Consider the following 26542-nt stretch of genomic DNA (forward strand, 5'->3'; position numbering starts at 1 on the left):
GCCATCGTAGGCCGCGCCCGTCAGTCGCGTCGCCGCCCGCGGATCGTCTCCAACGGACGGCGCGGCAGCTTCGGCAGCTGCGTGGCCCGCCCGTGGAGGGCGAGCAGCAGGGTGGCCACCGTCGTCTCCTGCTCGGCGGTGCGCTCGAAGGTCGTGAGGTTGATCGGCGCCTTGAACCGCGTGCGGGTCACCGACTTGGCGTAGGTGAACTCCCGCAGCCCGTCCGGCCCGTGGATGCGACCGAAACCGGAGTCGCCGACACCGCCGAACGGCAGGGAGGGGACGCCGGCGAACGAGATCACCGAGTTGATCGATGTCATCCCCGTGCGGAGTCGCCGCGCCAGGTCCTCCCCGTTCCCGCCGGTGAAGATCGCCGAGCCGAGCCCGTACTTCCCCGCGTTGGTCAGCTCGACCGCCTCGTCCATGTCGCGCACCTTGCGCACGGTGACGGTCGGCCCGAACGTCTCCTCGGTGACCGCCTCGCTGTCCTCGGGCACATCGACGAGGACGGTCGGCTGCACGAACCGGTCGCCCACCGCGTCGGATCCGCCGACCACTGCCCGCCCACCGCGGGCGAGCGCGTCGGCGACGTGGCGGCGTACGACGTCGAGCTGGCCGGGCATGGTCATCGGGCCGATCTTGGCGTCGACGTCGACACCGGCGTGGACGGTCCGGGCGCGCTCGGCGAGCAGGGCGACGAACCGGTCGTGCACCCGCTCGTGGACGTAGATGCGCTCGACGCCGGCGCAGGTCTGGCCGGCGTTGGCGAAGGCGCCCCAGGCGGCGGCGTCCGCAGCGGCGTCGAGGTCGGCGTCCTCGTCGACGAGCAGCGCGTCCTTGCCGCCCGCCTCGACCACCACGGGGGTGAGCGTCTCGGCGCAGGCCGCCATCACGCGCTTGCCGGTGGCGGTCGAGCCGGTGAAGGCGACCTTGTCGACGCCGGCCCGGCACAGCGCGGCCCCGGTCTCGCCGAGGCCGGTGACGACCTGCAGCAGGTCGTGGTCGGGGACGACCTCGCGCAGGCTGTCGGCGAGCCACAGACCGACGCCGGGGGTCAGCTCGCTGGGCTTGAACACGACGGTGTTGCCCGCGGCCAGCGCGTAGGCGATCGATCCCATCGGGGTGAAGACGGGGTAGTTCCACGGGCCGATGACGCCGACGACGCCCAGGGGGAGGTACTCCACCGACGCCGCCTGGTTCGCGAGCAGCAGGCCGGGCGAGACGCGCTTGCGACCGAGGACCTTCTCGGCGTGCGACCCGGCCCAGGCGAGGTGGTCGATCGTGAGGGCGCACTCGAGCTGGGCGTCGCCGTGCGGCTTGCCCGTCTCCTGGTGCACGGCGTCGCACAGCTGCGCGAGCCGGCGCGTGAGGACGGCCCGCCACTGGGTGAGCACCTCGCGGCGGCCGGCGAAGCCGAGGTCGGCCCACCAGCCGGCGGACTCCCGGGCCCGCGCGACGGCCGCACGGACGTCGGCCTCGTCGTGGACGGGGTGGACGCCCACCACGTCGCCGGTGGCGGGGTTGATCGACTCGAACGTCGGCCGCTCGCTCGCAGCGGCGGCCGGATTCGGGGGAGTGGTCGTGGTGGTCATCGTTCAGGCCTTTCCGCGCAGGAGGTCGGCGGCACGCTCGCCGATCATGATGGAAGCGGCGTTGGTGTTGCCGCGGGTCACCATCGGCATCACGCTGGCGTCGGCGACGCGCAGCCCGTCGACCCCGCGCACCCGCAGCTGCGGGTCGACGACCGAGCGCTCGTCACCGCCCATCGCGCAGGTGCCGACCGGGTGGTAGAGCGTCTGGGTGTAGCTGCGCAGGTGCTCGACGATCTGCGCGTCGGTCGGGTCGTCGCCCCAGGACTCCATCGTCGGCAGCCCGGGCCCGGCCACGTGCTCTGCCAGCGGACCGGTCGCGACGGTCTCGAGCATCCGGCGTACGCCGGCGGTCATCGCGTCGAGGTCGGCCTGGTCGTCGAAGTAGCCCGGGTCGATCTCCGGGTGCCAGCGCGGGTCGGTGGAGCGCAGCCGCAGCGCGCCGCGGCTCTCGACCGAGACCAGCGTCGGCGCGACGGTGACGCTGCGGGCGGTCGCCTCGTGGAACCCGTTGTCGTAGAAGCCGGTCGGCGCGACGTGGACCTGCAGGTCGGGCGCGGCCAGGCTGTCGCGGGTGCGCCAGAAGCCGCCGCCCTCGCCGACGTTCGAGGTGAGCGGCCCGGTGCCGGTCGCCTTGGCGCGCGCGAACTGCACCAGGTTGTTGTGGTCGAGCAGGTCGGTGGTGTCGCGCGTGTGGAAGACGAGCGGCACGGCCGGGTGGTCGTGCAGGTTCTGGCCGACGCCGGGCAGGTCGACGGCGACATCCACGCCGATCTCGGTCAGGTGCGTGCCCGGACCGATGCCGGAGAGCAGGAGCAGCTGGGGCGAGTTGATGGCGCCGCCGGCGAGGACGACCTCGCCCTCGACGTACGCCGTGCGGCTGCCGGCGCCGTGCTGGTAGGCGACGCCCACGGCCCGGCCACCCTCCAGGACGACCCGCTCGGCGAGCGCGCCGGTGCGGATCGTGAGGTTGGGCCGGCTCGCGGCGGGCTCGAGGTACGCCTTCGCGGTGGACCAGCGCCGCCCCTTGCGGCAGGTGACCTGGTAGAGCCCCGCGCCCTCCTGCTCGGCGCCGTTGAAGTCGTCGGTGGGCTTGAACCCGGCGGCCACGGCCGACTCGACCCAGGAGGTGGTCAGCGGGTGGGTGTAACGCCGATCCTCGACGTGCAGCGGGCCGTCCTGCCCGTGGTACGGCCCGCCGAGGCGCGTGTTGGCCTCCGAGCGGATGAAGTACGGCAGGACGTCGTCGTACCCCCACCCGGTCGCCCCGTAGGCGTCGCGCCAGGTGTCGAAGTCCGCGCGGTTGCCGCGGATGTAGATCATCGCGTTCATCGACGAGCAGCCGCCGAGGGCCTTCATGCGGGGCCAGTACGCACGCCGCCCCTCCAGCTGCTTCTGCTCGCTGGTCTGGTAGTTCCAGTCCCACCGCGTCTTGAAGAGGTTCGGGAACGCCGCCGGGATGCTGATCTCGTCCGCGTCGGCGGGGCCGCCGGCCTCGAGCAGGAGGACCGAGACCGACGGGTCCTCGGTCAGGCGGGCGGCGAGCGCGGCGCCGGCGCTGCCGGCTCCGACCACCACGTGGGTGAAGACTTCCCGGTCCGGCACGACGTCCTCCTCGGCTCGTGGGCGCTACCGCAGGTGTCGGCGGCGCCCGAGAGCACACTAGGGGTCTTTGTGACGTGGGGCACTAGGTGAGCGCAGCGGAAAGTCCGCGGAGTTCGCGCTTATCGTCGTCGGTGGGTGGGGGCTCGACGGTGGGGACTCCCGGCCCCACGCCGTGTCGACGAACCACGTGCCGACGCCAAGAGGCCGCCGCTGACGCTCGACCGGAACGGCGCCGCACCGCGCGGCGCCCGCGGTCGATCGGCGTACGGGATCCGGTCGAGAGTCGGCTCCGCACGTGCCCGCTCCTCGAGACACCGGAGCCGAAGCAGCCCGGTACGACGCACGCCCCCGGTCACCGCAGCGGTGACCGGGGGCGTCGCGACAGACGTCGGAGCGAACTCAGATGTCGTAGTACAGCTCGAACTCGTGCGGGTGCGGGCGCAGCTGCACGGGGGCGATCTCGTGGGTGCGCTTGTAGTCGACCCAGGTCTCGATGAGGTCGGGCGTGAAGACGCCGCCCTGGCTCAGGTACTCGTTGTCGGCCTCGAGGGCGTCGAGCACCGCACCCAGCGACGTGGGCACCTGGTCGATCTCGGCCATCTCGTCCGGCGGCAGCTCGTAGATGTCCTTGTCGATCGGAGCGGCGGGCTCGATCTTGTTCTTGATGCCGTCGATGCCGGCGAGCATCAGGGCCGAGAACGCGAGGTACGGGTTCGCCGACGGGTCGGGGAAGCGCGTCTCGATGCGCTTGGCCTTCGGGTTGCTGCCCGTGATCGGGATGCGGACCGAGGCGGAGCGGTTGCGCGAGGAGTAGACCAGCGAGATCGGCGCCTCGAAGCCCGGCACCAGGCGGTGGAACGAGTTCACCGTCGGGTTCGTGAAGGCGAGCAGCGACGGGGCGTGCTTCAGGATGCCGCCGATGTACCAGCGCGCGAGGTCGGAGAGACCGCCGTACCCGGACTCGTCGTAGAAGAGCGGCGAGCCGTCTTTCCACAGCGACTGGTGCACGTGCATGCCCGAGCCGTTGTCACCGAAGATCGGCTTCGGCATGAAGGTGACCGACTTGCCCTGGGCCCACGCGGTGTTCTTGATGATGTACTTGAACTTCATCACGTCGTCCGCGGCCTTGAGCAGCGTGTCGAAGCGGTAGTTGATCTCCGCCTGACCCGCGGTGCCGACCTCGTGGTGCGCGCGCTCGACCTGCAGGCCGACGCCCTCCAGGTTCTTCACCATGTCGTCGCGCAGGTCCGTGTAGTGGTCGTACGGCGCGACGGGGAAGTAGCCACCCTTGAGGCGGGTCTTGTAGCCGAGGTTGTCGCCCTCCTTGCCCGAGTTCCACCAGCCCTCGACGGAGTCGATGTGGTAGTAGCTCTCGTTGACACCCGTGGAGTAGCGCACGTTGTCGAAGATGTAGAACTCGGCCTCGGGGGCGAAGAACGCGGTGTCCGCGATGCCCGTCGTCTCGAGGTACGCCAGCGCCTTCTTCGCGATGTTGCGCGGGTCGCGGGAGTAGGGCTCGCCCGTGATCGGGTCGTGGATGAAGAAGTTGATGACCAGCGTCTTCGCGGTGCGGAACGGGTCGATGTACGCCGTGGACGGGTCCGGGAACAGGGACATGTCCGACTCGTTGATGGCCTGGAAGCCACGGATCGACGAACCGTCGAAGCCGAGCCCGTCGTCGAAGACCGACTGGTCGAACGACGACACGGGGACCGTGAAGTGCTGCATGATGCCGGGCAGGTCGCAGAACCGGACGTCGATCATCTCGACGCCCTCGTCCTTGATGTACTTCAGCAGCTCTTCGCTGTTGGCGAACATTCGTCCTCCTTGGCGGGACGCACCGGGGCGCCACGCTCGTACGGGTGATCCGCCCGGCGCAACCGCGGGCCGGGCGAGTGCTCTGCAACGTATGCAGGAGCGGTTTCGCAACGGTCACCCGATTGTTTCACGCGTGTAACAGTGTGGTGCCCGAGGGGCCTGTCGGGCCGCTCCGATAGCCTTGCCGACCGTGCCGCACACCCAGCAGGAGACCGCCTCGTGGGCCCGCCGTGTGGGGGCCCTCATCGTCGACTGGTTCACCTGCATGTTCGTCGTCATCGCGTTCGTCGGCCCCGCGCGCTACTTCCCGTCCGAGGGCGACGTCACCACCGGCATCCCGCCGTCGGTGCTGACGTTGCTGCTCTTCGTTGCCGAGACGACCATCCTCGTCTGCCTCGCCGGCGGCTCCTTCGGCCAGCTCGCGACCCGCCTCCGCGTGGTCCGGTACGACGGACGCCCCGGCACCCTGGACCCCTTCCGGTCGCTGGCGCGCGCCGTGCTCATCGCCCTCGTGATCCCGCCGCTGGTCTTCCGGCCCGACGGGCGCGGGCTGCACGACCTGGCGGTCGGGTCGGCCGTCGTACCGCTCGCGCCGCGACGCTGACGAGAACCGCGCGCGTCGAACCGTTTTAGCCGCACGGCACCCGGGGAGGGTGACGTCCGGTCGGCTCCGTGCCGGCCGTACCTGCACCCACCCGAGAGGAACCCATGTCGCGCCTCAACGTACGACGCGCCGTCGCCGCCACGTCCCTGAGCGTCCTCGCCGTCAGCGGCCTGGCCGCCTGCGGCTCCGACGACTCCGACAACGCCGACAACGGCACCGACAGCAGCCAGTCCGGCGACTCCGGCGACTCCGACGACTCGGGTGACTCCGGCGACGCCGTCGACGACTCGCGCTTCGGCGTCGCCGAGGGCGAGGAGGTCGCGGTCGAGGAGTTCGCCGCCGCGTACGGCGACGCCATCGACCAGATGGACACGGCCGCGGTGACCATGGAGACCACCACCGGCAGCACGACCAGCTCCCTCGAGGGCGTCGTCGCGTTCGACGCCGAGAGCCCGGAGATGGAGCTGGAGGGCGAGTTCGCCCCCGGCATGAGCGGCACCATGATCCTGGTGGACAACGTCATGTACATCCCCGCCGACGCCACCGGCAGCCAGTACGTCTCGCTCGACCTCGGTGCCGCGGGCAACCCGCTCGGCCAGTCCTTCAAGGCGGCGTACGACGGCGAGTCGGCGCAGGAGCTGTTCGAGACCGCCGCCACCGGCGTCGTGAGCCAGGGCGAGGAGGAGGTCGACGGCTCGACGGTCGACACCTACGAGGTCACCATCGACGCCGTCGCCTCGCTCGAGGCCCTCGGCCTGGGCGACCTCGCCGCGGCGGGCGGGTCCGACCTGCCCGAGGAGTTCACGTACGTGGTCGGCTTCGACGAGGACGGCAACGTCGTGCGCTACGACCAGACGATCCCGTCGATCGGCGCGCAGCCCGGGTTGACGCAGTCGATCACCTACTCGAACTTCGGTGTCGAGGTCGACGTCGAGGCCCCGGACCCGAGCACGGTGACGGATGGCGCCGACCTGTTCGGCGGCGGCATCCCCGACAGCTCGGGCGGCTCGAGCGGCTCGAACGGCTGAGTCCCGCCGTACTTGCTGGGGCACCCGAACCCCGGCACCACGCACAGAGGGCCCCGGCCGGATCGCTCCGGTCGGGGCCCTCTCTCGTGTGGGGGAGCGCGGGTCAGCGACCGCGCATGTTCTGGCGCATGCCCTTCATGTTCGTCGGCACCGGGCCCTTCGGCAGCGGCACCGCGGAGCGGGTCGCGTCGAAGGCCTTGAGGCGGTTCACCACGTCGGTCATCTCCGCGGGGCGGATCGCCTTCGGCAGCTTCTGCAGGTGCTTCACGAGCTTCGGCAGGGGCACCTGGCCCTCACCGCGACCGACGATCACCTCGGTGATCGGGGCACCGGCGGCGACGCGCTCGTGCTTGCGGCGCTCCGACGTCATCAGCGGGCGGAGCCGGTTGGGGTTGCCCTCGCCGATGAGCACGATGCCCTGGCGGCCGACGGCGCGGTGCACGACGTCCTGCTGCTTGTTGAACGCGATGACGGGGGCCGAGACCCAGCCGCGGCGCAGCATCTGCAGCGCGGCGGCCGCGGCACCCTTCTGGTCCTCGATCTGGGTGTACATCGAGTGCTGGGCGCGGCGGCCGAAGACGATGAGGGTCGCGAGCGAGCCGAAGAGCAGCGCCCCGGGGATCGCGAAGACCAGGTCGGGACCCGGCAGGAACCAGAAGAGCGCGAAGCCGACGGCCGCCGCGACGACGAAGACGCCGAGCAGGATCAGACCGAGCTTCGGATCGCCCTTCTTGGCCATCCGGTAGGTCTCGGCGATCTGCGCCCGGCGCTTCTTCTTCGGCGGGGCCGGCATCTTGGTCGACATCTCGGTGGTGCCTTCTTCGTCTCGTTCGGCCGGAGGTGGTCCGGGTCGGGGCGGGGCTGCGGTGGGGCTGCGGTGCGGGGGGTCAGACGGCGGCCGGCGCGGCGCCGACGTCGATCGTGACCTCGCCCCCGCGGGCCTCGACGGCCTGACGGTACAGGCGACCGGCGCGGTACGACGAGCGGACCAGCGGCCCGGACAGGGCACCGGCGAAGCCGATCTCCATCGCCTCGGCCTGCAGCTCGACGAACTCCTCGGGCTTGACCCAGCGCTCCACGGGGTGGTGGCGCAGCGAGGGCCGCAGGTACTGCGTGATGGTGATGAGGTCGCAGCCGGCCTCGTGCAGGTCGCGCAGCGCCTGGCTGACCTCCTCGCGGGTCTCGCCCATGCCGAGGATGAGATTGGACTTTGTGACCAGGCCGAACGCGCGGGCCTGGGTGAGCACGTCGAGGGAGCGCTCGTAGCGGAACGCGGGACGGATGCGCTTGAAGATGCGCGGCACCGTCTCGACGTTGTGCGCGAGCACCTCGGGGCGGGACTCGAAGACCTCGGCCAGCAGGTCGGGCTCGCCGTTGAAGTCGGGGATGAGGTTCTCGACGCCCGTGCCGGGGTTGAGCTCGTGGATGGCGCGCACGGTCTCGGCGTACAGCCACGCGCCGCCGTCGGGCAGGTCGTCGCGGGCGACACCGGTGATGGTCGCGTAGCGCAGCTGCATCGACTGCACGGACTCCGCGACGCGGCGCGGCTCGTCGCGGTCGAGCGCCTGCGGCTTGCCGGTGTCGATCTGGCAGAAGTCGCAGCGGCGGGTGCACTGGTCGCCGCCGATGAGGAACGTGGCCTCGCGGTCCTCCCAGCACTCGAAGATGTTGGGACAACCCGCTTCCTGGCACACGGTGTGCAGGCCCTCGGACTTCACGAGGTGCTGCAGCGCCTTGTACTCCGGGCCCATCTTCGCCCGGGTCTTGATCCACTCCGGCTTGCGCTCGATCGGGGTCTCCGAGTTGCGCACCTCGAGGCGGAGGAGCTTGCGTCCGTCGGCGGCTGGCGTCTGGGTCACCCCTTCACTCTACGCCTGCTCACCCCGCCCTCCCCGGGCGCGTCCCGGCGCCGGTGACGCACCCGCGGAGGGCACGGGGGTGCACCGTCCGGCCCGGGGTACAGGCGCCCCGGGAGCAGCGTCGACCGGGAGGGGGAGCCGTGGTCACGGACGCGCCGTACGACGTCGCACGACCCGCGGTCGGGCGCGACCCGACGTACTGGTCCACCTTCCTGCTCGGCGCCGCCGTGATGGCCGCGCTCGACGAGATCGTCTTCCACCAGATGCTCGGCTGGCACCACTTCTACGACGCCGCCTCGCTGCGGATCGGGCTGCTCTCCGACGGCCTGCTGCACGCGGCCGAGCTCGTCGCGCTCGTGGCCGGCGGCTTCCTCCTGGCCGACGCGCGCCGGCGCGGACTCGCTGTCCGCGCGGTCGCCGCAGCCGGGTTCGTGACGGGTCTCGGCGCCTTCCAGCTCTGGGACGGCGTGGTCGACCACAAGGTGCTGCGGCTGCACCAGGTGCGCTACGGGGTCGACCTGCTGCCGTACGACGCGGCCTGGATCGGCGCGGGCCTGCTGGCCCTCGCGGTGGGCCTCGTACTCACGGTGCGCGTGGCACGCCGTCGCCGCTCCGAGGCGTGATCGTGGTGGACCACGGCGGGCACGGGGGTCACGGTGACGGGGGAGCGGGCGACCTCCTCGGCCCGCTGCTCGCCGGGACGGGGCTCGTGCTGCTGCTCGCTGCCGGCGCCGCGTACGTCGGGGCCGCGTGCGTCGTACGCCGGCGCGGCGGGCGGGGGTGGCCGGCGTACCGGGTCGGGCTGGCCGCGCTCGGTCTCGGGTGCGTCGCGGCGGCGCTGGTCGGCCCGCTCGCGGCCTGGTCGCACGCCGGCTTCACGGGCCACATGGCGGCCCACCTGCTGGTGGGGATGGTCGCGCCCCTGCTGCTCGTCGCGGCGGCGCCGGTGACGTTGGCGCTGCGGGTGCTGCCCGTAGGTGCTGCCCGGCGGCTCACCCGTGTGCTGGGCGGCCGGGTGGTGCGGGGCCTCGGCCACCCGGTCGCGGCGGCGGTGCTCAACGTCGGCTCGCTGTGGGTGCTCTACGCGACGCCGCTGGCGGGCGTGATGCTGCACGACCCGGTGGTGCACCACCTGCTGCTGGCGCACTTCCTCGTCGCGGGCTACCTGCTGACCGCGGCACTGGTGGGGGTCGACCCCGCGCCGCACCGCCCCGGCACGGGGGTGCGCCTCGTCGTGCTCGTGCTGGCGGCGGCCGGGCACGCGGTGCTGGCGAAGCACCTGTGGGCGCACCCGCCGGCCGGCGTCGAGGTCGCGGAGGCCCGCTCGGGCGCGCTGCTCATGTACTACGGCGGAGACGTCGTCGAGCTCGCGCTCGCGGCGCTCCTGCTCGCGCAGTGGTACGCCGCCGCGCCCGCCCGCCGCGCCTCCGCGGGCCGAGCGGTGGCGACGCGGGGGCTCAGCGGCCGCCGGGCGTGACGAGGGTGATGCGCGGCGGCTCGGGGCGCGCCTCGTAGTCGGGGGTCGCGTCGTACGGCTCCCAGGTCAGCAGCCGCCGCAGGTGGTGCTCGACGAGGGGGAGCACCTCGGTGATCGGCACGTCGCGCCCCAGCTCGGCCGAGAGCGAGGTGACGCCGGCGTCGGTGATGCCGCAGGGGGTGAAGCGGGAGTACCAGTCGAGGTCGACGTCGCAGTTGAGGGCGAAGCCGTGCATCGTCACCCCGCGGGAGACCCGGATGCCGATGGCGGCGATCTTGCGCTCGGGGCCGCGGTCGTCCGCCTGCAGCCACACGCCGCTCCGGCCCGGCACGCGCGCGGTGGACACGCCGAGGTCGCGGCACACGGCGATGAGGGCCTCCTCGACGCGCCGCACGTAGTCCACGACCAGCACGTGGTCGGGCAGGCGGACCACGGGGTAGCCGACGAGCTGGCCCGGGCCGTGGAACGTGATCTTGCCGCCCCGGTCGACGTCGATGACCTCCGCGCCGCCGGGGTCGAGCGGACGCTCGTGGGGGTCGGTGCGCTTGCCGCAGGTGAAGACCGGCGGGTGCTGGAGGAGGAGGACGGTGCCCGCGGGCCCGTCGCCCGGCTCGCCGACCGGGGCGGAGGCGACCTCCTCGTGCACGGCACGCTGCAACGCCCACGCCTCGCGGTAGTCGATCCCGACCTCGCCCGGGCCGAGCCCGTGCGTGCGCACCACCAGAGCCATGGCGTCGAGCCTACGCCCGCCGCGCGCCGGGCCTGTGGACGGGCGCGAGCACGCACGCGCCGACCGCGGCACAGTGGTCGGGTGGTCACGGGACGGGCAGGCGCGGCGCCGGGGGGACGGGCGCGTGCGGGGGCGGCGCGGCACCGCCGTGCCCCGGCGGTGGGCGGGGACACGGGGGTGCCCCGCGCGCTGCTGGTCGCGGCGGTCGCGACCCTGCTCGCGCCGCTGGTGCTCGTCGCCTGGGTGGTCGCCGACGTCACGGGCCCCTCCGGGGCGTCGGGCGCCACCCGGTCCTCCGCACCGACGGCGCCGCCCGTGCCCGCCGCCGTCGCCGTCGTGCGGGGCTGGGACGAGCGCCGCTCGGCCGCCCTGGCCGACGGCGACGCCGACGCACTGCGGTCGCTGTTCGCGCCCGGTCCGCGGGGCGACACGCTGGCGGCGGCGGACCTCGCGCTGCTCGCGGCGTACGACGCCCGCGGCCTGCGCGTGGTCGGTCTGGGCTTCCAGCTCGTGGACGTCGACGTGGTCACCGCGGCGGCCGGTACGGCGACCCGCCCCGCCACCCTCCTCGTCGCCGTGCGCGACCGGATGCCGCGGGCGGCGGTCGCCCGGGGCGACGTCGTGGTCGCGCACCTGCCGGCGCGGGCCGAGGCGCGCCGCGTGCTGCGGTTCGAGCGCCACGGCGACGACTGGCTGCTGGCCGGGTCGGCCGCAGCGCCCACGTGACGCCCCCCTGACGTGTGGGGGTCAGGCGGAGGGGGCGAGCGCCGTGGCGAGGACGTCGCGGACGTCCTCGTCGTGGAACACGTAGCCCGCGTCGAGCAGCGCCGCCGGACGGGCGCGCACCGAGCCCAGCACCTCCGGCGCCATCCGGCCCGCGCCGGCGCGGATCAGCGGCGAGGGCACCTTGAGGAAGGCGGGCCGGCGCACCAGGTCGGCCAGCGCGCGGGTGAACTCGGCGTTCGTCGGCACGTCGGGGCAGCAGAGGTTCACGGGTCCCGCGACGTCGTGCTCGGCGACGAAGACGACGCCGTCGACCCAGTCGCGCAGCGAGATGACCGGGAAGTACTGCCGACCGTCCCCGAGCTTGGCCGCGCCGCCCAGGCGGAACAGCGGCAGCAGCAGGTTCAGCGGCGCGCTGGCCCGGTCGAGCACGGGGGCGGTGCGCAGCACGGCGACGCGGGCGCCGGCCTCGGCGGCGGGGGTCGTGGCGGCCTGCCACTCGCGGGTGACGGTGGTGAGCAGGGCGTCGCCGCGCGAGTCACCCGACTCGGTGAGCACCGGGTCGCCGGCGTCGCGGTGGTCGCCGTAGTAGGAGATGCCGTTGCCGGCGAGGAAGGCCGGCGGGCGGTCGGCGGCCGCGATGGTCCGGGCGAGCAGCGCGGTCGTGGTGACCCGGCTGCGGCGCAGCTCGGTGGCCCACTTCCCCGAGTGCGGGTTGCCCATGGTGGGCGAGCCGGCCAGGTTGACCACGGCATCGGCGGAGCCGACGAGACCGGCGTCGACCACACCCGCGTAGGGGTCCCACCGCGAGGTGTCCGCGGACGTGGAGTCGCGCCGTACCAGCCGGGTCACGTCGTGCCCGCGACCCCGCAGCGCCCGGACGAGGGCCTGGCCCAGGAAGCCGGACGAGCCGGCGACGACGACGTGCATGACGGACCTCCGAGGTGCCGGGACGGGGACGGCCCCGCCCACAGTAGGGCGGGGCCGTCTACGGGCCGTGCGGGTCAGCGGCGCGGGGCCGCGGACCGGTGGTGCTCAGACCTCGAACTGACCGGCCTCGAGGCGCTGCTTCACGTCCTGCAGGAAGCGGCCGGCGTCGGCGCCGTCGACCAGGCGGTGGTCGTAGGTCAGCGCCAGGTACACCATGTGGCGCACCGCGATCGTCTCGCCCAGGTTCGGGTCGTCGATGACGACCGGACGCTTGACGACGGCACCCGGGCCCAGGATTGCGACCTGCGGCGCGTTGATGATCGGCGTGTCCCACAGGGCGCCGACGCTGCCGAGGTTCGTGATCGTGAACGTGCCGCCCGACAGGTCGTCGGGGCCGATCTGGTTGGTGCGGGTGCGCTGCGCGACGTCGGCGATCTTCTTGGCCAGGCCGGAGATCGACAGGTCGCCGGCGTCCTTGACGACGGGCGTGATGAGGCCCTTCGGGGTGTCGACCGCGAACGACAGGTTCTCGCGGTCGTGGTAGGTCACCTCGTCGCCCTCGATCGACGCGTTGAGCGCCGGGTGCTGCTTGAGGGCCTCGACCGCCGCCTTGGCGAAGAACGGCAGGTAGCTGAGCTTCACGCCCTCACGGGCGAGGAAGTCGGCCTTGACGCTGTCGCGCAGACGGGCGATGCGGGTGACGTCGACCTCGACGACCTGCGTGAGCTGCGCCGAGCCCTGGAGCGACTCGACCATGCGCGAGGCGATGACCTTGCGCAGGCGCGACATCTTCTCCGTCGTGCCCCGCAGCGGCGACGGGGTCGTCGACGGCGCGGAGGGGGCGGACGCGGTGGCGGGCTGGGCGGCCGGCGCGGCAGCGGCGGGGGCCGCAGCGGCCTCCTTCGCCTTCGCGGCGGCGTCGAGCACGTCCTGCTTGCGGATGCGGCCACCGACGCCGCTGCCCGTGACGGTCGACAGGTCGACGTCGTGCTGGGCGGCGAGCTTGCGCACGAGCGGCGTCACGTACGTCGAGGACTCCTCCGAGGAGGACGACGACGCCGCCGACGGGGCCGACGGGGCCGGCGCGGACTGGGCCGGCTGCTCGGGGGCGGGCGTGCTCGCCGACGCGGCGGGCTTCGCCGGCTCGGCGGCCGGGGCGGGCTCCTCGGCCTGCTTCGGCTCCGGCTCGGGCTCGGGCTCGGGCTCCGGCTCCGGGGTGGGCTCGGCAGCCGGGGCGGACGGCGCGGGCGAGCCGGAACCGATGATGGCCAGCTCGGCGCCGACCTCGACGGTCTCGTCCTCGTCGGCCTTGATCTCCAGCAGCGTGCCGGCGACGGGGGAGGGGATCTCGGTGTCGACCTTGTCGGTGGAGACCTCGAGCAGCGGCTCGTCGACGGCGACCTCGTCGCCGACCTGCTTGAGCCAGCGGGTGACGGTGCCCTCGGTGACGGACTCGCCCAGCGCGGGCAGCGTCACGGGGGTGCCCTCGCCGGACCCGCCGGAGCCGCCCGACGCGGCGGGGCTGGCCGGCTTCTCGGCCTCGGGGGTCTCGTCGCCGGGGGGCAGCTCGCCCTTCTCCTCGACGATCTCCTGCTCCTGCTCGGCCTTCTTCTCGGCCTGCTCCTCGTCCTTCGGCTGCGCCTCGGGGGTCGCGGCGTCGTCGGTGGAGCCCGAGTCGCCGCTGCCCTCGTCGGCGTCGCCCACGATCGCCAGCACCGCGCCGACCTCGACCGTGTCGTCCTCCTCGGCCCGGATCTCCAGCAGCGTGCCGGCGACGGGCGAGGGGATCTCGGTGTCGACCTTGTCGGTGGAGACCTCGAGCAGCGGCTCGTCGACCGCGATGGTGTCGCCCACCTGCTTGAGCCAGCGGGTCACGGTGCCTTCGGTGACGGACTCGCCGAGGGCCGGCAGGTTTACTTCGGTCGCCATGTGCTTCCTATTCCTCTGATCGTCGATCTGATCGGTGGGCGGTGTCGGTGGTCGCCGGTCGGCGTACCAAGGTCAGGGGTGCGCGTCCCGGGGACGGGGTGGGGCCCCGGAGCGCAGGACGGAAGCACGGCCGGGCCCTGGTCGCCCCACGACGGGGGCGGGTGTGTCGAAGTCCCTCACGGGTCGCCTCCACGCATCCGGATCACGTGCTGTCGGTGGACCATCCTTGCACTAAGCCCGTGGCCGCACCCAGGCGGCTGCCGCCGTGTCGACCTACTGCCGGGTAGCCTCCGCGGCCGGACGGAGGCGCCTCCCGGCCGCCACGCGCCGCACCCGTCGGGGCCCGACCGGTCCAGTCCGCCGCGGGCCCCGGGGACGCGTTGGGGCAACCCGCTCCGGAGCGCCGACCGCGACCGGCAGAATGTCGCGCATGGGCCTGCTCGACCGCTTCCGTGACCGTCCGCGCCGCCGTCGTCCCGGACGGGACACCGCACGCACCGGGTCCACCACCGTCCGTGCCTCCGACGGCGCCGACGCGCAGCACCTGCTGGAGTTCGTCACCTCGCGCCGCGGCGTCGAGGGTTTCGTCGAGCCCCGCACGGCGGTGAGCGACGTGACGCTGCTGCTCGTCGCCCACGACGGGGAGTGGACGCGGCGGCGCGTGCCCTCGGTGAAGTGGGCGCACGCGTTCGCCAACAAGCACCGCGTGCCGTCGTACGACGCCGCGGTCGTGGGGGTGCCGCAGCGGATGCGCGACTACAACCGCCGCCGCAAGCTCCAGGGCGAGCTGTAGGTCACCCCGCAGCCGTGCCCGCAGCCGTGTCCGCAGCCGTCGCGCCGCGGGTCGCGGCGAGGTGCCGGGCGTAGGCGACGAGGGTCGGTACGGCGGCGCCGGTGCCGCCCGCGGTCAGGTGGCCGGCCGGGCCGCCGGAGTGGAACGAGGGCCCCGCGATGTCGAGGTGGGCCCACGGCACGTCGCCGGTGAACTCGCGCAGGAACGCGCCGGCGAAGAGCCCGCCGCCCCAGCGCACCCAGTCGTGCTGGGCCAGGTCGGCGACCTTGCTGCTGCGCACCCGCTCCCGCATCTCGTCGGGCAGCGGCATCGGCCACATGGCCTCGCCGGCGGAGGTGGCCGCGGCGACGACGTCGGCGACGGTCGCCTCCGTGCCCATGACGCCGCTGACGCGGTCGCCGAGCGCGACGACCATGGCGCCGGTGAGGGTGGCGACGTCGAGCACCACGTCGGGCTCGAGCTCGACGGCGCGGGCGAGGGCATCGGCCAGCACGAGGCGGCCCTCGGCGTCGGTGTTGGAGATCTCGACGGTCGTGCCGCCGTAGAGCCGCAGGACGTCGCCGGGCCGGGTGGCCGAGCCGGAGACCATGTTCTCGGCCATCGGCGCGAACGCGGAGATGCGCACCGGCAGGCCCAGCTCGGCGATGGCGAGGGTCGCCTGCACGACGGCGGCCGCGCCGGCCATGTCGCTCTTCATCGTGGTCATGGAGCCGCCCGGCTTGAGCGAGAGCCCGCCGGAGTCGAACGTGATGCCCTTGCCGACGAGGGCGAGGTGCGCGACCGGGTCGGCCGGCTCGTAGGTCAGCTCGACGAGGCGTGGGGGAGCGCTGGAGCCGGCGCCGACCCCGAGGATGCCGCCGCAGCCGAGCTCGGCGAGGGCGGCCTCGTCGTGCACGGTGATCTCGATGCGCGGCGCGCCGCGGCCCTTCGTGGCGGCCTGGTGGGCGGCGACCACGGCGTCGGCGAACAGCGGCGGGGTCAGGTCGACGGGCGGCGTGTTCACCCAGTCGCGGGTCGCCGCCACGGCGCGCGCCACGACCTGGGCGTCCTCGCAGGCCTGCTGCAGGTCGGCGCGGCGGGGCCCGTCGGTGAGCACGACGACCTCGTTGGCCCGGGTGTCCTCGGTGCGGGTGTCCCTGCGGTACGTCGTGAAGCGGTAGCCGCCCAGGGCGTGGCCCTCGACGACGGCGGTGACGAGCGCCGGCGTGGTGGCCGGCAGGGCGAGGGCGACCGTGGCGGCGTTCGTGGCCGCGCGGGCCGCGGCGCCCGCGGCACGTCGTACGGCGGCGGGGTCGGTCTCCGCGGCCGCGTCCCCGAGGCCGACGAGCACGAGCAGCGGGGTGGTGACCGCGTCGGTGGTGGGCACGACGTGGGTCTCACCCGGGTCCCCCGTGACGCCGAGGGCGGTGAGCAGCGGGCGCAGGCGGCGGCCGTAGGCGGCGGTGACGTCCTCCGCCCCGGCGGCCAGGCGCGGTCCCTGGTCGGTGCGCACGACGCCGACCACGACGGCGTCGGAGCGGCTCTTGGCGGGGCTGGCCTTGCTCAGGGTGTACGACGTCACCCGGGCGATGCTAGCCCGCGCCGGCGCCGCGGCCGGGCCTCCCACCCCGTCGGTGTGCGCTGGCACACTGCGGCCCATGGCCACCGATGACGTCCAGACCGTCGGCACCCCGCTCCTCACCTCCCCGCTGCACGAGCGCCACGTCGCGCTCGGCGCGAAGCTGGGGGAGTTCGGCGGGTGGGCGATGCCGCTGGAGTACGCGACGGGCACCGCCGCCGAGCACGCCGCGGTGCGCGGGGCCGTGGGCGTCTTCGACGTCTCCCACCTCGGCAAGGCGACGGTGCGGGGGCCGGGCGCGGCGGCGTTCGTCGACGCCACGCTGACGAACGCGCTGTCGCGCATCGCGCCGGGGCAGGCGCAGTACACGCTGTGCTGCGCCGAGGACGGCGGCGTGGTGGACGACCTCATCGTCTACCTGCGCGCCGACGACGACGTGCTCCTCGTCCCCAACGCGGCGAACACCGCCGAGGTCGTACGGCGGCTCGCGGCCGCCGCGCCCGCCGGTGTGACGGTGCGCGACGAGCACCGCGACCACGCGGTCGTCGCCGTGCAGGGGCCCGCCTCCGACGCGGTGATGACCGGCGCGGGGCTGGCGGCGGGCCACGACTACATGTCGTTCGTGGAGGTGCCGTTCGCCGGCGCCACCGTGGTGGTGTGCCGCACCGGGTACACGGGCGAGCGCGGCTACGAGGTCGTGGCCCCGGTCGGGGTCGCCCTCGAGGTGTGGGACCGGCTGCTGGCGGCCGGAGCGGAGCACGGCGCCGTGGCCGCGGGTCTCGGGGCGCGCGACACGCTGCGCACCGAGATGGGCTACCCCCTGCACGGCCAGGACGTCTCGCCCAGCATCAGTCCGCTGCAGGCGCGGCTCGGCTGGGCGGTGGGCTGGACGAAGCCGGCGTTCTGGGGGCGTGACGCGCTCCTCGCGGAGAAGGAGGCCGGGCCGGCGCGCGTCCTGCGGGGGCTGCGGGCCGTGCGCCGGGGTATCCCGCGGCCGGGCATGCGGGTGCTGGGCGCCGGGGGCGGCGAGGTCGGCACCGTCACCTCGGGCACCTTCAGCCCGAGCCTGCGCACCGGGATCGCCCTGGCGCTGCTCGACCCCACGGTCGCCGAGGGCGACGAGGTCGTGGTCGACGTGCGCGGCCGCAGCGAGGCGTTCACCGTGGTGCGCCCGCCGTTCGTGCCGAGCTCCGTGCGCTGAACCCCCGCCCCCGCTCGGCCCGGTTCGGCTGGTCAGGCGGCGACGAGGGCGGTGGCCACGAGGGTCGCGGTCACCGCGGTCTCGACGGCCGCGCCGTACACGTCCCCGGTGACGCCGCCGAAGCGGCGCACGCAGCGCGAGGCGAGCCCGCGCGCGCAGCCCTGGCCGACGACGAGCCCGAGGCCCGCGGCGACGAGCCAGCGGCTGCGGTCGTCGTGACCGGCGGTGACGGACCAGGCACCGACGGCGAGCAGCGCCACGACGAGGGCCACCGCCACGGCGGCAGCCGGGCGCTCCACCCGCCCGGCGACGAGAGCGCCGAGACCGCCGGGGCGGGCGGCGGGGTACGCCGGCGTGCACAGCCACGGCAGCGTCGTGCGTCCGAGGACGACGGCGACGCCCAGCGCGGCCGCGCCGAGCAGCGGGTCCGCCGCCAGCAGCACGGCGGTGGCGGCCACCTGGGCCAGGAGGGCGACGAGGAGGGTGACGACGCCGAACGGGCCGATGTCGGACCGCTTCATCACGGCGAGGGCCTCTTCGCCGGTGCGGCCGGACCCGAGCCCGTCGGCGACGTCCGCCAGGCCGTCGGCGTGCATCGCGCGGGTGAGGAACGCCAGGGCGCCGACCACGAGCACCGCGACGAGCAGGGGCGGTCGCTCCAGCGGACCGGTGAGCACGCCGGCCGGTACGGCGACGAGCGCCGCCAGCACCAGGCCGACGGCCGGCGCGAGCAGCATCGCGACCCCGCCGACGGCCCCGTCGACGCGACGGGGCGGGCGCACCGGCAGCACCGAGAGGGTGCCGACGGCGAGGCGGCCCGCGTCGACGAGCGTGCTCACAGCCGCACCACCCGGCCGGCGACGCACCAGCGGACGTCCTCGGTCTCGGCGGCCACCGCGGCGTTGAGCCGGCCCATCGCGTCGCGGAACAGCCGCCCGGACGCGGTCGCGGGCACCACGCCCTGCCCGACCTCGTTGCTGACCGCGACCACCCGCCGGCTCGTGGTGCGCCACGCGGCCAGGAGGCCCGCGACGTCGGCCTCGACCCCGGCCCACGCGGCGTCGTGGCCGGGCACGCCGGGCTCCCAGGCCCCGTGGCGGTCGATGACGCCGGTCAGCCAGAGGGTCAGGCAGTCGACGAGGAGGGCGGGGGCGTCGGGCCGCGGGTCGGCGAGCAGGGGGACGAGGTCGAGGGTCTCGGTCGTCGTCCAGTGGGCGGGGCGCCGCTCGACGTGGGTCGCGACGCGGGCGGCCCACTCGGCGTCGCCGTCACGGCGTCCGGAGGTCGCGACGTACTCGACCGCGGGCGCGGCCAGCAGGAGCCGCTCGGCCTCGGCGGACTTCCCGGAGCGCGCGCCGCCGAGCACGAGCGTGCGCCCGCCGGGCACCGGCAGCCCGCCGTGCGCGGCGAGCTCGGTGCCGTCGTCGACGACGCGGGCGCCGTGCGCGGCGAGGCGCCGGGCCAGCTCGCGGGTCGGCGGGTTGTGGTGGGAGAGGTGGACGGCGACGACGTCGGTGGCGTCGGTGACGGCCCCGACGGCGCGCAGGCGGCGCACCTGGTCGGCGAACGACGCGAGGCCGAGGTGCTGGGCGTCGGCCGGGTCGTCGTGGTCGCCGTGGGTCTCGTCCAGCAGCACGACGTCGTACGCCGCGCCCTCCGTCGCCGCGACGCTCGCGTCGGGGAGCGGGCCCGTGCCGGTGGCGTGCAGCGCCCGGAGCCCGGTGGGGCTCGTGACGTCGTACAGCACCGCCTCCGTCGCGCCGGGCGTGCCGAGGCCGGTGCGGTGGTTCGCGGCGAGCACGCGGACGTCGTACCCGTGGAGCTCGTGGCGGTCGCCGGGCACCACGACGAGCCAGGTGACGGGCGCCTCGGGGGCGAGCCAGGCGCGGGCCGCCTCGACGGCGTCGGCGGGGCCGGCGACCACGAGGGGGGCGTCGGCGACCCAGCCGCGGCGCAGCAGCGCGGCCTGGCCGGGGTGGTCGCGGTGCTGGCGGGTGACGAGCAGGACCCGCACGCGGGAGAGGTGCACGCCGGCCCGCACGGCTGCCTCGGGCGTGGTCGGCCCGCAGTCCAGCAGGACCGTGTCGTCGAGGAGGGCCGCCGTCGAGGAGCGCACGCGGCCCTCGGTGCGCTCGGTGGCGCACGAGGCGCAGCGGCAGGAGGCCTGCGGCCAGCCCTCGGCCGTCCCGGTGCCCAGCAGACGGAGACTCACCCGGGCATTGTGGGTCACGCGGGGGGGTGGCGGCTCGCTAGGGTCGAGGACGTGAACCTTCCCGACGTGCCGCCGACCTTCCGCCCGCCCAGCGCCGAGGAGCTGCCGTGGTGGTGGCGCCTCGAGGACGCCGCGGGCGGCGAGGTCAGCGTGACCGGCCCGCTGGCCGACCAGCGCTTCGCCGCGCAGGCGGACGCCGAGTCCTGGGTGGGCGAGGAGTTCCCGGCGCTCGCCGAGCAGGGCGTCGACGCCGTCGTGCTGTTCGAGGGTGAGCGGCGCGTCTACGGCCCCATGTCGCTGCACCCCTAGACCACCCGTCGGACGAGGACGGCCAAAGTGCACCGGATCGGTAGCGTTAGGCCATGACCGATCGCCGTCCGCCGGACTTCCTCCTCGTCGGCGTGCCCAAGGCCGGGACGACCGCGCTGCACGCCGCGCTCGCCCAGCACCCGGGCCTGCACCTGAGCCCGGTGAAGGAGCCGAAGTACTACCTGTGCGGCGACGCCCCGCCGCCGGCGTACCGCGGGCCCGGCGACGCCCACAGCCAGCAGGAGTGGGTGTGGCGCCGGGACGACTACCTGCGCCTGCTCGACGGCGGCGCCCCGGGCGCGCTGCGGGGCGAGAGCACGCCGTTCTACCTCTACTCGCCCGAGGCCCGGCGGCGGATCGCCGCCGACGCGCCGGCGGCCAAGCTCGTGGTGGTGCTGCGCGACCCCGTCGACCGGGCGTACTCCAACTGGATGCACCTGTGGATGGACGGCCTCGAGCCGGTGCCCGACGTCGTCGAGGCGGTGCGGCGCGAGCCCGAGCGCATCGCCGCCGGCTGGGCGCCGTTCTGGCACTACGCGGGCCTCGGGCGGTACGGCGAGCAGCTCGACGACCTCTACGGCCTGTTCGACCGCGAGCAGGTGCTGGTGCTGCGCTACCGCGAGCTCGTCGACGAGCCCGGCGCCACGCTGACGCGCGTGCTGACGTTCCTCGGCGTGCCCGACCTGCAGGTCGACGACATCCCGTCCGACAACACGCGCGGCTTCGTCGAGCACGGACTGCGTAGCCGCGTGCTCGGGCGGGCCATCCGACTCGGGGCGTACGCCGGCCAGTTCGCCCCGCCGGAGGTCTGGCGCGCCGCGAGCCGGCCCGCCGTCCGGCTGCTGCACCGCGGCGGCGCACCCTCGCGCCCGCGGCTGACGCCCGAGCAGCGCGAGCAGCTCATCGCCCCGCACCGCGAGGACGTCGCCCGCCTCGAGGAGGTCACCGCGCAGTCGTTCGCGGACTGGCTGACCTACCGCGACGGCGGGACGTTCGCGAGCCGCAAGGGCGGGTGACGCGGGCCCGCTCCCGTGGTCGGGGTGGCCGCGTGGCTCGGTGGTCGAGGTGGCCGCGTTAGCGGCCCTCGAGACCACGCGCAGGTGGCTGGTGGTTTCGGTGGTTGAGGTGGCCGCGCTAGCGGCCCTCGAAACCACGCGGAGGTGGCGCTTGGTTCGGTGGTTGAGGTGGCCGCGTGGCTTGGTGGTCGGGGTGGCGCGTGGTTCGGTGGTTGAGGTGGCCGCGCTAGCGGCCCTCGAAACCACGCGGAGGCGGCTGGTGGTTTCGAGGGGTGCTAGCGCACCCACCTCAACCACCGACGGCGCACCCACCTCGACCACCGACGGGCGCACCCGCCTCAACCACGCCGAGGTTGCGCTGTGGTTTCGAGGGGTGCTAGCGCACCCACCTCAACCACCGACGAGCGCACCCACGGCAACCACCGGCGGCGCACCCACCTCAGCCGGCGGCGGGTGCCAGCACCGTCACGAGGTCGTGGGCGCCGTCGGGGCGGGCGCGCTCGGCGTAGTACCGCACGCTCCCGTCCGGCAACGGCACGGCGCTGACGTAGCGCAGCGCGCCGTCGGAGTCGGGGGAGCGCAACGGCTCGTCGTCGGTGGCGCGCAGCGGCGAGGCGGGGCCGAGCGCCGGGTCGGTGCCGAGCGCGACGCCGGTCGTCTCGTGCCAGTTGTCCTCGGCGCGGGGGCGGCCGTCGTACAGGACCACCAGCGGGGCCAGCGAGAGCACCGCGGTGACACGGGCGCCGCGCGCGTCCCAGCTGCCGTCACGGGGCGCGAGCACGGGCCCGTGCCGCCGCCACACCAGGCCGTCGGTGCTCGAGTAGTAGGCGGTGCTCATCCGGTCCTCGTGGCCGGGCACGTCGAGGGGGTGCTCGCAGACCCAGGCGTGCCAGCGCCCGTCATCCACGACGACGACCGGGTCCTTCACCGCCACGCGGTCGTCGCCCGCCAGCACGACGGTCCGGCGCCCCGCGGGCAGCTGCTCGACCGTCGGGGCGTCCAGGGCCTCGATCCACCAGTGCTTCGAGCCGGGGGTGGCGCAGGAGAGGTAGAGCCGCCACCCGCCCCCGGGCACCGCGACGACGACGGGTCGCTCGAACGACTCCGCGCCGAACGCGTCGCGGTGCACCTCGGCCACGGTGGTGAAGCGGACGCCGTCCTCGGAGCGCGCCACGACGGTGGTGACGCCGCGGCCCTCGGTGAGCGGTCGGCGTACCCGGTAGGTGAGGTGGACGGCGCCGTCGGCCCAGGTCGCGCTGGCCGCGCCGGACCAGTTGCCCGCACCGGGCGCGGGCGCGGGCACGGCCACGGCCGCCGAGGGATCGGTGAGGGCGGCGGGCAGGAGGGAGGGGGCGGACACGTCCGTCGACACTACCGGCGGGTCGGCGCCCGCCCGGAGTAGTCTCGGGCGCGTGCAGGCCTACCTCGACCTCGTCCGCCGGATCCTCGACGAGGGGGTGGAGAAGGGCGACCGCACGGGCACGGGGACGCTCAGCGTCTTCGGCCACCAGATGCGCTTCGACCTCTCCGAGGGCTTCCCCCTCGTGACGACCAAGAAGGTGCACACGCGCTCCGTCTTCGCCGAGCTGCTGTGGTTCCTGCGCGGCGACACGAACGTGCGCTGGCTGCAGGAGCGCGGCGTCACGATCTGGGACGAGTGGGCGGACGAGAACGGCGACCTCGGGCCCGTGTACGGCGCGCAGTGGCGCTCGTGGCCCACACCCGACGGCGGCAGCGTCGACCAGATCGCCAAGATCATCGACCAGCTCCGCGCCGACCCCGACTCCCGTCGGCACGTGGTGAGCGCCTGGAACGTGGCCGAGGTCGACCAGATGGCCCTCATGCCGTGCCACACGCTCTTCCAGTTCTACGTCGCGCCCGGCGTCGACGGCGGCCCGGGGCGCCTGTCGTGCCAGCTCTACCAGCGCTCCGCCGACGTGTTCCTCGGCGTGCCGTTCAACATCGCGTCGTACGCGCTGCTGACCCACATGGTCGCGCAGGTCGCGGGGCTCGAGGTCGGCGACTTCGTCCACACGCTCGGCGACGCGCACCTCTACCTCAACCACCTCGACCAGGCCCGCCTGCAGCTCACGCGCGAGCCGCGGCCGCTGCCGACGCTGTGGCTCGATCCCGCGGTCACCGAGATCGACGCGTTCGACCTGCACCACGTCGAGGTGAAGGGCTACGACCCGCACCCGGGCATCAAGGCCCCGATCGCCGTATGACCACCCCGTCCGGCCGCACCGTCCGCTGCGTCGCCGCCGTCGCCCGCAACGGCGTCATCGGCGACGGCCCCGACATCCCCTGGCAGGTGCCGGGAGAGCAGGCCGAGTTCAAGCGCCGCACCCTCGGGTCGGTGCTGCTCATGGGCCGCGCGACCTACGCCTCCATCGGCCGCCCACTGCCGGGCCGCACGACGGTCGTGCTCACGCGCGACCCGGCCTGGACCGCCCCGGGCGTGCTCGTCGCGCACGACCTGGCGGGCGCGCTCGCCCTCGCCGAGGGCGCGAGCGGCGACGTCGTCGTCGCCGGCGGGGCGCAGGTGTACGCCGCCGCGCTGGCCGTGCCGGGGCTCGTCGACGAGCAGGTGCTGACCGAGATCCCGCTCGAGCCCGCGGGCGACACGACGTACCCCGCGTTCGACGAGGCCGCCTGGCCGGTCGTGGAGCGTGACGATCACGAGGGCTTCACCGTCGTCGTGCGCCGCCGCGCCTGAGCGGCCCCGACGGCCCGAGCCGGGCCCGGCAGCTCAGCAGCACTGGAGCACGACGCGCACCCGGTCCCAGGCCCGCGCCCGCAGGTCCTCCTCGGTCATCACGAAGTACAGGCGCCCGGAATCGCCCCACATCATCTCGGTGCGCTCCTCGTCGCTGTCGACCTGCGCGAGGAGCCGCCACCGGCCGGCCACCTCCGCGGTGGGCTCGGCGGCGGGCTCGCCCGCACCGCCCGCGGCGACGGTCGCCGCGAGCGCCGCGTCGAACCTCAGGTCGTTCTGGATGGTCTCGGGGCGGCCGAGCAGGCGGTGCGCGAAGTCCTGACGGGGTGGGACGGCCGTCTCGTAGGCCTCCAGCGCCGCGTCGTCGGTGCCGAGGACGTCGGTGACCTCGAAGTCGCCCACGTCGGCGAACACCGGCTCGGCGGCGACGAGCACCGGGCACGAGGTGAACCGGTTCTCCGGGTGGTGGTCGTCGGGCAGCGGTCGCGGCGCGAGCGGGGCACCCGCCGGGAGGTGCAGGACGCGCCACTGGAGCGGGTCGTCGTCGTCGAACCCCCACGGCTGGCCGGCGGCGTCGTAGAAGAACGCCAGGACCCCCGCGTCGGGCAGGTCGTTCGGGCCGAGGGCCGCGCGGACCTCGGCGAGGTCGACCTGCAGGAGGAAGCTGAGCGGTCGCCCCTCGCCGTCGCGGGGCCACGCGTCCTCCGCCCGCAGGTCGGGCTCGCCCCCGAGCCGGCTGCCACCGACACGGTCGCCCGCCCCGTCCAGCGTGTGCAGGCGGGCCGAGGGCCGGGCCAGTGCCGCCAGGTCGGCGGTGCGGGCGGCCAGGCCGACGGCGTCCAGACGCTCGGCCAGCTCCGTGGCGTCGGCGGGCGGGTGGCTCCAGGACTCGCTCATGCCGGGCAACGTACGCGGGGGGTCTGACACTCTTGCGGGCATGGACCTGCGCATCTTCACCGAGCCCCAGATGGGGGCGACGTACGACGACCTCCTCGCCGTCGCGCTGGAGGCCGAGCGGCTCGGCTTCGGCGCCTTCTTCCGCTCCGACCACTACCTGACGATGGGCGGCGACGGTCTCCCCGGTCCGACGGACGCCTGGACGACGCTGGCCGGCCTGGCCCGCGACACCAGCACGATCCGTCTCGGCACCCTCATGACCTCCGCGACCTTCCGCCACCCCGGCGTGCTCGCGATCCAGGTCGCGCAGGTGGACCAGATGTCGGGCGGCCGCGTCGAGCTCGGCCTCGGTGCGGGCTGGTTCGAGGCCGAGCACACGGCGTACGGCATCCCGTTCCCCGACACGGGCGTGCGGTTCGACCGCTACGCCGAGCAGCTCGACGTCGTCACCGGGCTGTGGGGCACCCCGACCGGCGAGCTGTTCTCGTACGCCGGGGAGCACTACCGGCTGACCGACTCCCCGGCCCTGCCGAAGCCCGTCCAGGACCGGGTCCCACTGCTCGTCGGTGGTCTCGGCAAGAAGCGGACGCCCGCCCTCGCGGCCCGTCACGCCGACGAGTTCAACCTGCCCTTCGTCGACCTCGACACCACGCGTGCCCAGCTCGCGCGCGTCGCCCGAGCCTGCGAGGCGATCGAGCGCGACCCCGCGACGATGACGTGGTCCAACGCGCTCGTCGTCTGCGTGGGCGAGACCGAGGCCGAGATCGACCGCCGGGCCGCGGCGATCGGCCGCGAGAAGGCCGAGCTGCGCCTCAACGGCCTGGCCGGCACCCCCGCGGAGGTCGTCGAGAAGCTCCGCGCGTACGGCGAGGCCGGCGCCCAGCGCGCCTACCTGCAGGTGCTGGACCTGTCCGACCTCGACCACCTGCGGCTCATCGCCGCCGAGGTGCTCCCGGAGGTCTGAGCCGCCGCCACCACGCCGGGCGCGCGGACCCGTCGTCCGCGTGTCCGGCCCCGGGGTACACCTCGTCGGTGCCGAGGTGGTCGAGGTGGCCGTCGTACTGGCCCACCTTGACCAGGGTGTCACCGTCGCGCAGCACGACCTGGAGGCCGTGCTCGGGCTCCCAGTCGCAGCCCGACTCGACGTCGACGTACCAGGCGCCGTCCTGCTGGAGGACGTGGAGCTCGTCGCCGATCCGCACCTGCGACCAGACCTGGTCCGGGCTCGCGAGGGCGACCTGTCCGCCGTTCGTCTCCACGGTGTCGCGGTAGTAGGCCCACAGGAACGGCGTGAGGCGCTCCCGGAAGCCGGCGGGCAGCGCGAGGAGCCGCCGCATCACGGCGGCCGCCGCGTCGAGGTCGCCGTCCGGGTCGTCGAGCACGAACCTGCCCGACACCCCGAGCGCCGGCACGACGTGGGTGTCCTCGCCGACGAGCCACCCCAGGCCGTCGTCGTCCGGTCGGAAGGAGCCGAGACCCGCCAGGTGCGTCATGGGCACGATCATGCCCCGTGCCGCCGGGGGCGACGGTGCGGCGTACGAGCGGGGA

The 26542-nt window shown here is 74.5% G+C and carries 26 protein-coding genes; 12 read left to right on the forward strand and 14 right to left on the reverse strand.

All coding sequences use genetic code 11. The features are described 5' to 3' along the window. Window positions 1–20: 20 nt before the first annotated feature. The 3 genes from INN71_RS09815 to glnA form a co-directional block, all read right to left on the reverse strand. Complete coding sequence (locus tag INN71_RS09815) at window positions 21–1592, reverse strand: aldehyde dehydrogenase family protein (protein ID WP_277498713.1); 1572 nt, start codon at window positions 1590–1592, stop codon at window positions 21–23. Window positions 1593–1595: 3 nt separating this feature from the next. Continuing rightward, complete coding sequence (locus INN71_RS09820) at window positions 1596–3194, reverse strand: GMC family oxidoreductase (protein WP_277498714.1); 1599 nt, start codon at window positions 3192–3194, stop codon at window positions 1596–1598. 399 nt (window positions 3195–3593) lie between these two features. Next, on the reverse strand, window positions 3594–5012 hold the full coding sequence (gene glnA / locus INN71_RS09825) for a type I glutamate--ammonia ligase (protein WP_277498715.1): 1419 nt from the start codon (window positions 5010–5012) through the stop codon (window positions 3594–3596). 190 nt (window positions 5013–5202) lie between these two features. On the opposite strand from glnA, the gene INN71_RS09830 reads away from it, so the two are divergent. Together INN71_RS09830 and INN71_RS09835 are read left to right on the forward strand one after the other, a co-directional pair. After that, window positions 5203–5616 (forward strand): RDD family protein, encoded by a 414-nt coding sequence (locus INN71_RS09830; protein ID WP_277498716.1) that lies wholly within the window; start codon window positions 5203–5205, stop codon window positions 5614–5616. A 104-nt stretch (window positions 5617–5720) separates the two neighbouring features. After that, window positions 5721–6644 (forward strand): hypothetical protein, encoded by a 924-nt coding sequence (locus INN71_RS09835; protein ID WP_277498717.1) that lies wholly within the window; start codon window positions 5721–5723, stop codon window positions 6642–6644. 103 nt (window positions 6645–6747) lie between these two features. Here INN71_RS09835 and INN71_RS09840 read toward each other — a convergent pair whose 3' ends face one another. Then, the gene (locus tag INN71_RS09840) at window positions 6748–7449 is read right to left on the reverse strand and encodes a DUF4191 domain-containing protein (protein WP_277498719.1); all 702 of its coding nucleotides are present in this window, start codon (window positions 7447–7449) and stop codon (window positions 6748–6750) included. Window positions 7450–7531: 82 nt separating this feature from the next. Continuing rightward, a complete protein-coding gene (gene lipA, locus INN71_RS09845; protein WP_277498721.1) occupies window positions 7532–8503 on the reverse strand; it encodes a lipoyl synthase in 972 nt (323 codons plus the stop codon). A gap of 140 nt (window positions 8504–8643) precedes the next feature. Between lipA and INN71_RS09850 the strand changes: the two genes are divergently transcribed. Both INN71_RS09850 and INN71_RS09855 read left to right on the forward strand, forming a co-directional pair. Further along, on the forward strand, window positions 8644–9126 hold the full coding sequence (locus tag INN71_RS09850) for a DUF2243 domain-containing protein (RefSeq protein WP_277498723.1): 483 nt from the start codon (window positions 8644–8646) through the stop codon (window positions 9124–9126). Further along, the gene (locus INN71_RS09855; protein ID WP_301800143.1) at window positions 9123–9980 is read left to right on the forward strand and encodes a cytochrome c oxidase assembly protein; all 858 of its coding nucleotides are present in this window, start codon (window positions 9123–9125) and stop codon (window positions 9978–9980) included. The genes INN71_RS09850 and INN71_RS09855 overlap by 4 nt, the downstream gene beginning before the upstream one ends. Here the strand turns inward: INN71_RS09855 and lipB are convergent. Continuing rightward, window positions 9961–10710 (reverse strand): lipoyl(octanoyl) transferase LipB, encoded by a 750-nt coding sequence (gene lipB / locus INN71_RS09860; RefSeq protein ID WP_301800145.1) that lies wholly within the window; start codon window positions 10708–10710, stop codon window positions 9961–9963. The genes INN71_RS09855 and lipB overlap by 20 nt on opposite strands. A gap of 177 nt (window positions 10711–10887) precedes the next feature. Here lipB and INN71_RS09865 point away from each other — a divergent pair, with 177 nt between their 5' ends. Further along, complete coding sequence (locus INN71_RS09865) at window positions 10888–11436, forward strand: hypothetical protein (protein ID WP_301800147.1); 549 nt, start codon at window positions 10888–10890, stop codon at window positions 11434–11436. 21 nt (window positions 11437–11457) lie between these two features. On the opposite strand, the gene INN71_RS09870 is transcribed toward INN71_RS09865, so the two are convergent. After that, on the reverse strand, window positions 11458–12363 hold the full coding sequence (locus INN71_RS09870; protein ID WP_277498729.1) for a TIGR01777 family oxidoreductase: 906 nt from the start codon (window positions 12361–12363) through the stop codon (window positions 11458–11460). A gap of 105 nt (window positions 12364–12468) precedes the next feature. Continuing rightward, entirely contained in the window at window positions 12469–14292 is a 1824-nt protein-coding gene (gene sucB, locus INN71_RS09875) for a 2-oxoglutarate dehydrogenase, E2 component, dihydrolipoamide succinyltransferase (RefSeq protein ID WP_301800150.1), read from the reverse strand. Between the two features lie 430 nt (window positions 14293–14722). Between sucB and INN71_RS09880 the strand changes: the two genes are divergently transcribed. Then, complete coding sequence (locus INN71_RS09880; RefSeq protein WP_277498731.1) at window positions 14723–15085, forward strand: hypothetical protein; 363 nt, start codon at window positions 14723–14725, stop codon at window positions 15083–15085. A gap of 1 nt (window position 15086) precedes the next feature. Here INN71_RS09880 and INN71_RS09885 read toward each other — a convergent pair whose 3' ends face one another. Next, window positions 15087–16646 (reverse strand): leucyl aminopeptidase, encoded by a 1560-nt coding sequence (locus INN71_RS09885; protein WP_301800153.1) that lies wholly within the window; start codon window positions 16644–16646, stop codon window positions 15087–15089. 76 nt (window positions 16647–16722) lie between these two features. On the opposite strand from INN71_RS09885, the gene gcvT reads away from it, so the two are divergent. Further along, the gene (gene gcvT, locus INN71_RS09890) at window positions 16723–17844 is read left to right on the forward strand and encodes a glycine cleavage system aminomethyltransferase GcvT (protein ID WP_301800155.1); all 1122 of its coding nucleotides are present in this window, start codon (window positions 16723–16725) and stop codon (window positions 17842–17844) included. Between the two features lie 32 nt (window positions 17845–17876). Here gcvT and INN71_RS09895 read toward each other — a convergent pair whose 3' ends face one another. Both INN71_RS09895 and INN71_RS09900 read right to left on the reverse strand, forming a co-directional pair. Continuing rightward, window positions 17877–18683, reverse strand: coding sequence for an adenosylcobinamide-GDP ribazoletransferase (locus INN71_RS09895; RefSeq protein WP_301800156.1), 807 nt, complete (start codon window positions 18681–18683; stop codon window positions 17877–17879). Then, window positions 18680–20056, reverse strand: coding sequence for a bifunctional adenosylcobinamide kinase/adenosylcobinamide-phosphate guanylyltransferase (locus INN71_RS09900; RefSeq protein WP_301800158.1), 1377 nt, complete (start codon window positions 20054–20056; stop codon window positions 18680–18682). The genes INN71_RS09895 and INN71_RS09900 overlap by 4 nt, the downstream gene beginning before the upstream one ends. Before the next feature lie 51 nt (window positions 20057–20107). On the opposite strand from INN71_RS09900, the gene INN71_RS09905 reads away from it, so the two are divergent. Together INN71_RS09905 and INN71_RS09910 are read left to right on the forward strand one after the other, a co-directional pair. Next, on the forward strand, window positions 20108–20365 hold the full coding sequence (locus INN71_RS09905) for a hypothetical protein (RefSeq protein WP_277498738.1): 258 nt from the start codon (window positions 20108–20110) through the stop codon (window positions 20363–20365). Window positions 20366–20418: 53 nt separating this feature from the next. Further along, on the forward strand, window positions 20419–21381 hold the full coding sequence (locus tag INN71_RS09910) for a sulfotransferase (RefSeq protein ID WP_301800160.1): 963 nt from the start codon (window positions 20419–20421) through the stop codon (window positions 21379–21381). 439 nt (window positions 21382–21820) lie between these two features. Here the strand turns inward: INN71_RS09910 and INN71_RS09915 are convergent, their stop codons facing one another. Next, window positions 21821–22741 (reverse strand): hypothetical protein, encoded by a 921-nt coding sequence (locus tag INN71_RS09915; RefSeq protein ID WP_277498743.1) that lies wholly within the window; start codon window positions 22739–22741, stop codon window positions 21821–21823. 52 nt (window positions 22742–22793) lie between these two features. On the opposite strand from INN71_RS09915, the gene INN71_RS09920 reads away from it, so the two are divergent. Both INN71_RS09920 and INN71_RS09925 read left to right on the forward strand, forming a co-directional pair. After that, complete coding sequence (locus tag INN71_RS09920; RefSeq protein ID WP_277498745.1) at window positions 22794–23606, forward strand: thymidylate synthase; 813 nt, start codon at window positions 22794–22796, stop codon at window positions 23604–23606. Further along, a complete protein-coding gene (locus INN71_RS09925; protein ID WP_277498746.1) occupies window positions 23603–24097 on the forward strand; it encodes a dihydrofolate reductase in 495 nt (164 codons plus the stop codon). Before INN71_RS09920 ends, INN71_RS09925 begins: the two co-directional genes overlap by 4 nt. A 33-nt stretch (window positions 24098–24130) precedes the next feature. Here the strand turns inward: INN71_RS09925 and INN71_RS09930 are convergent, their stop codons facing one another. After that, window positions 24131–24994, reverse strand: coding sequence for a YwqG family protein (locus tag INN71_RS09930; RefSeq protein WP_277498748.1), 864 nt, complete (start codon window positions 24992–24994; stop codon window positions 24131–24133). A 40-nt stretch (window positions 24995–25034) separates the two neighbouring features. On the opposite strand from INN71_RS09930, the gene INN71_RS09935 reads away from it, so the two are divergent. Next, window positions 25035–25958 (forward strand): LLM class F420-dependent oxidoreductase, encoded by a 924-nt coding sequence (locus INN71_RS09935; protein ID WP_277498750.1) that lies wholly within the window; start codon window positions 25035–25037, stop codon window positions 25956–25958. On the opposite strand, the gene INN71_RS09940 is transcribed toward INN71_RS09935, so the two are convergent. Beyond that, on the reverse strand, window positions 25927–26487 hold the full coding sequence (locus INN71_RS09940; RefSeq protein WP_277498751.1) for a hypothetical protein: 561 nt from the start codon (window positions 26485–26487) through the stop codon (window positions 25927–25929). The genes INN71_RS09935 and INN71_RS09940 overlap by 32 nt on opposite strands. Between the last annotated feature and the right edge of the window lie 55 nt (window positions 26488–26542).

It is taken from the genome of Nocardioides sp. ChNu-153 (genome assembly GCF_030466625.1).
GTDB lineage: Bacteria > Actinomycetota > Actinomycetes > Propionibacteriales > Nocardioidaceae > Nocardioides.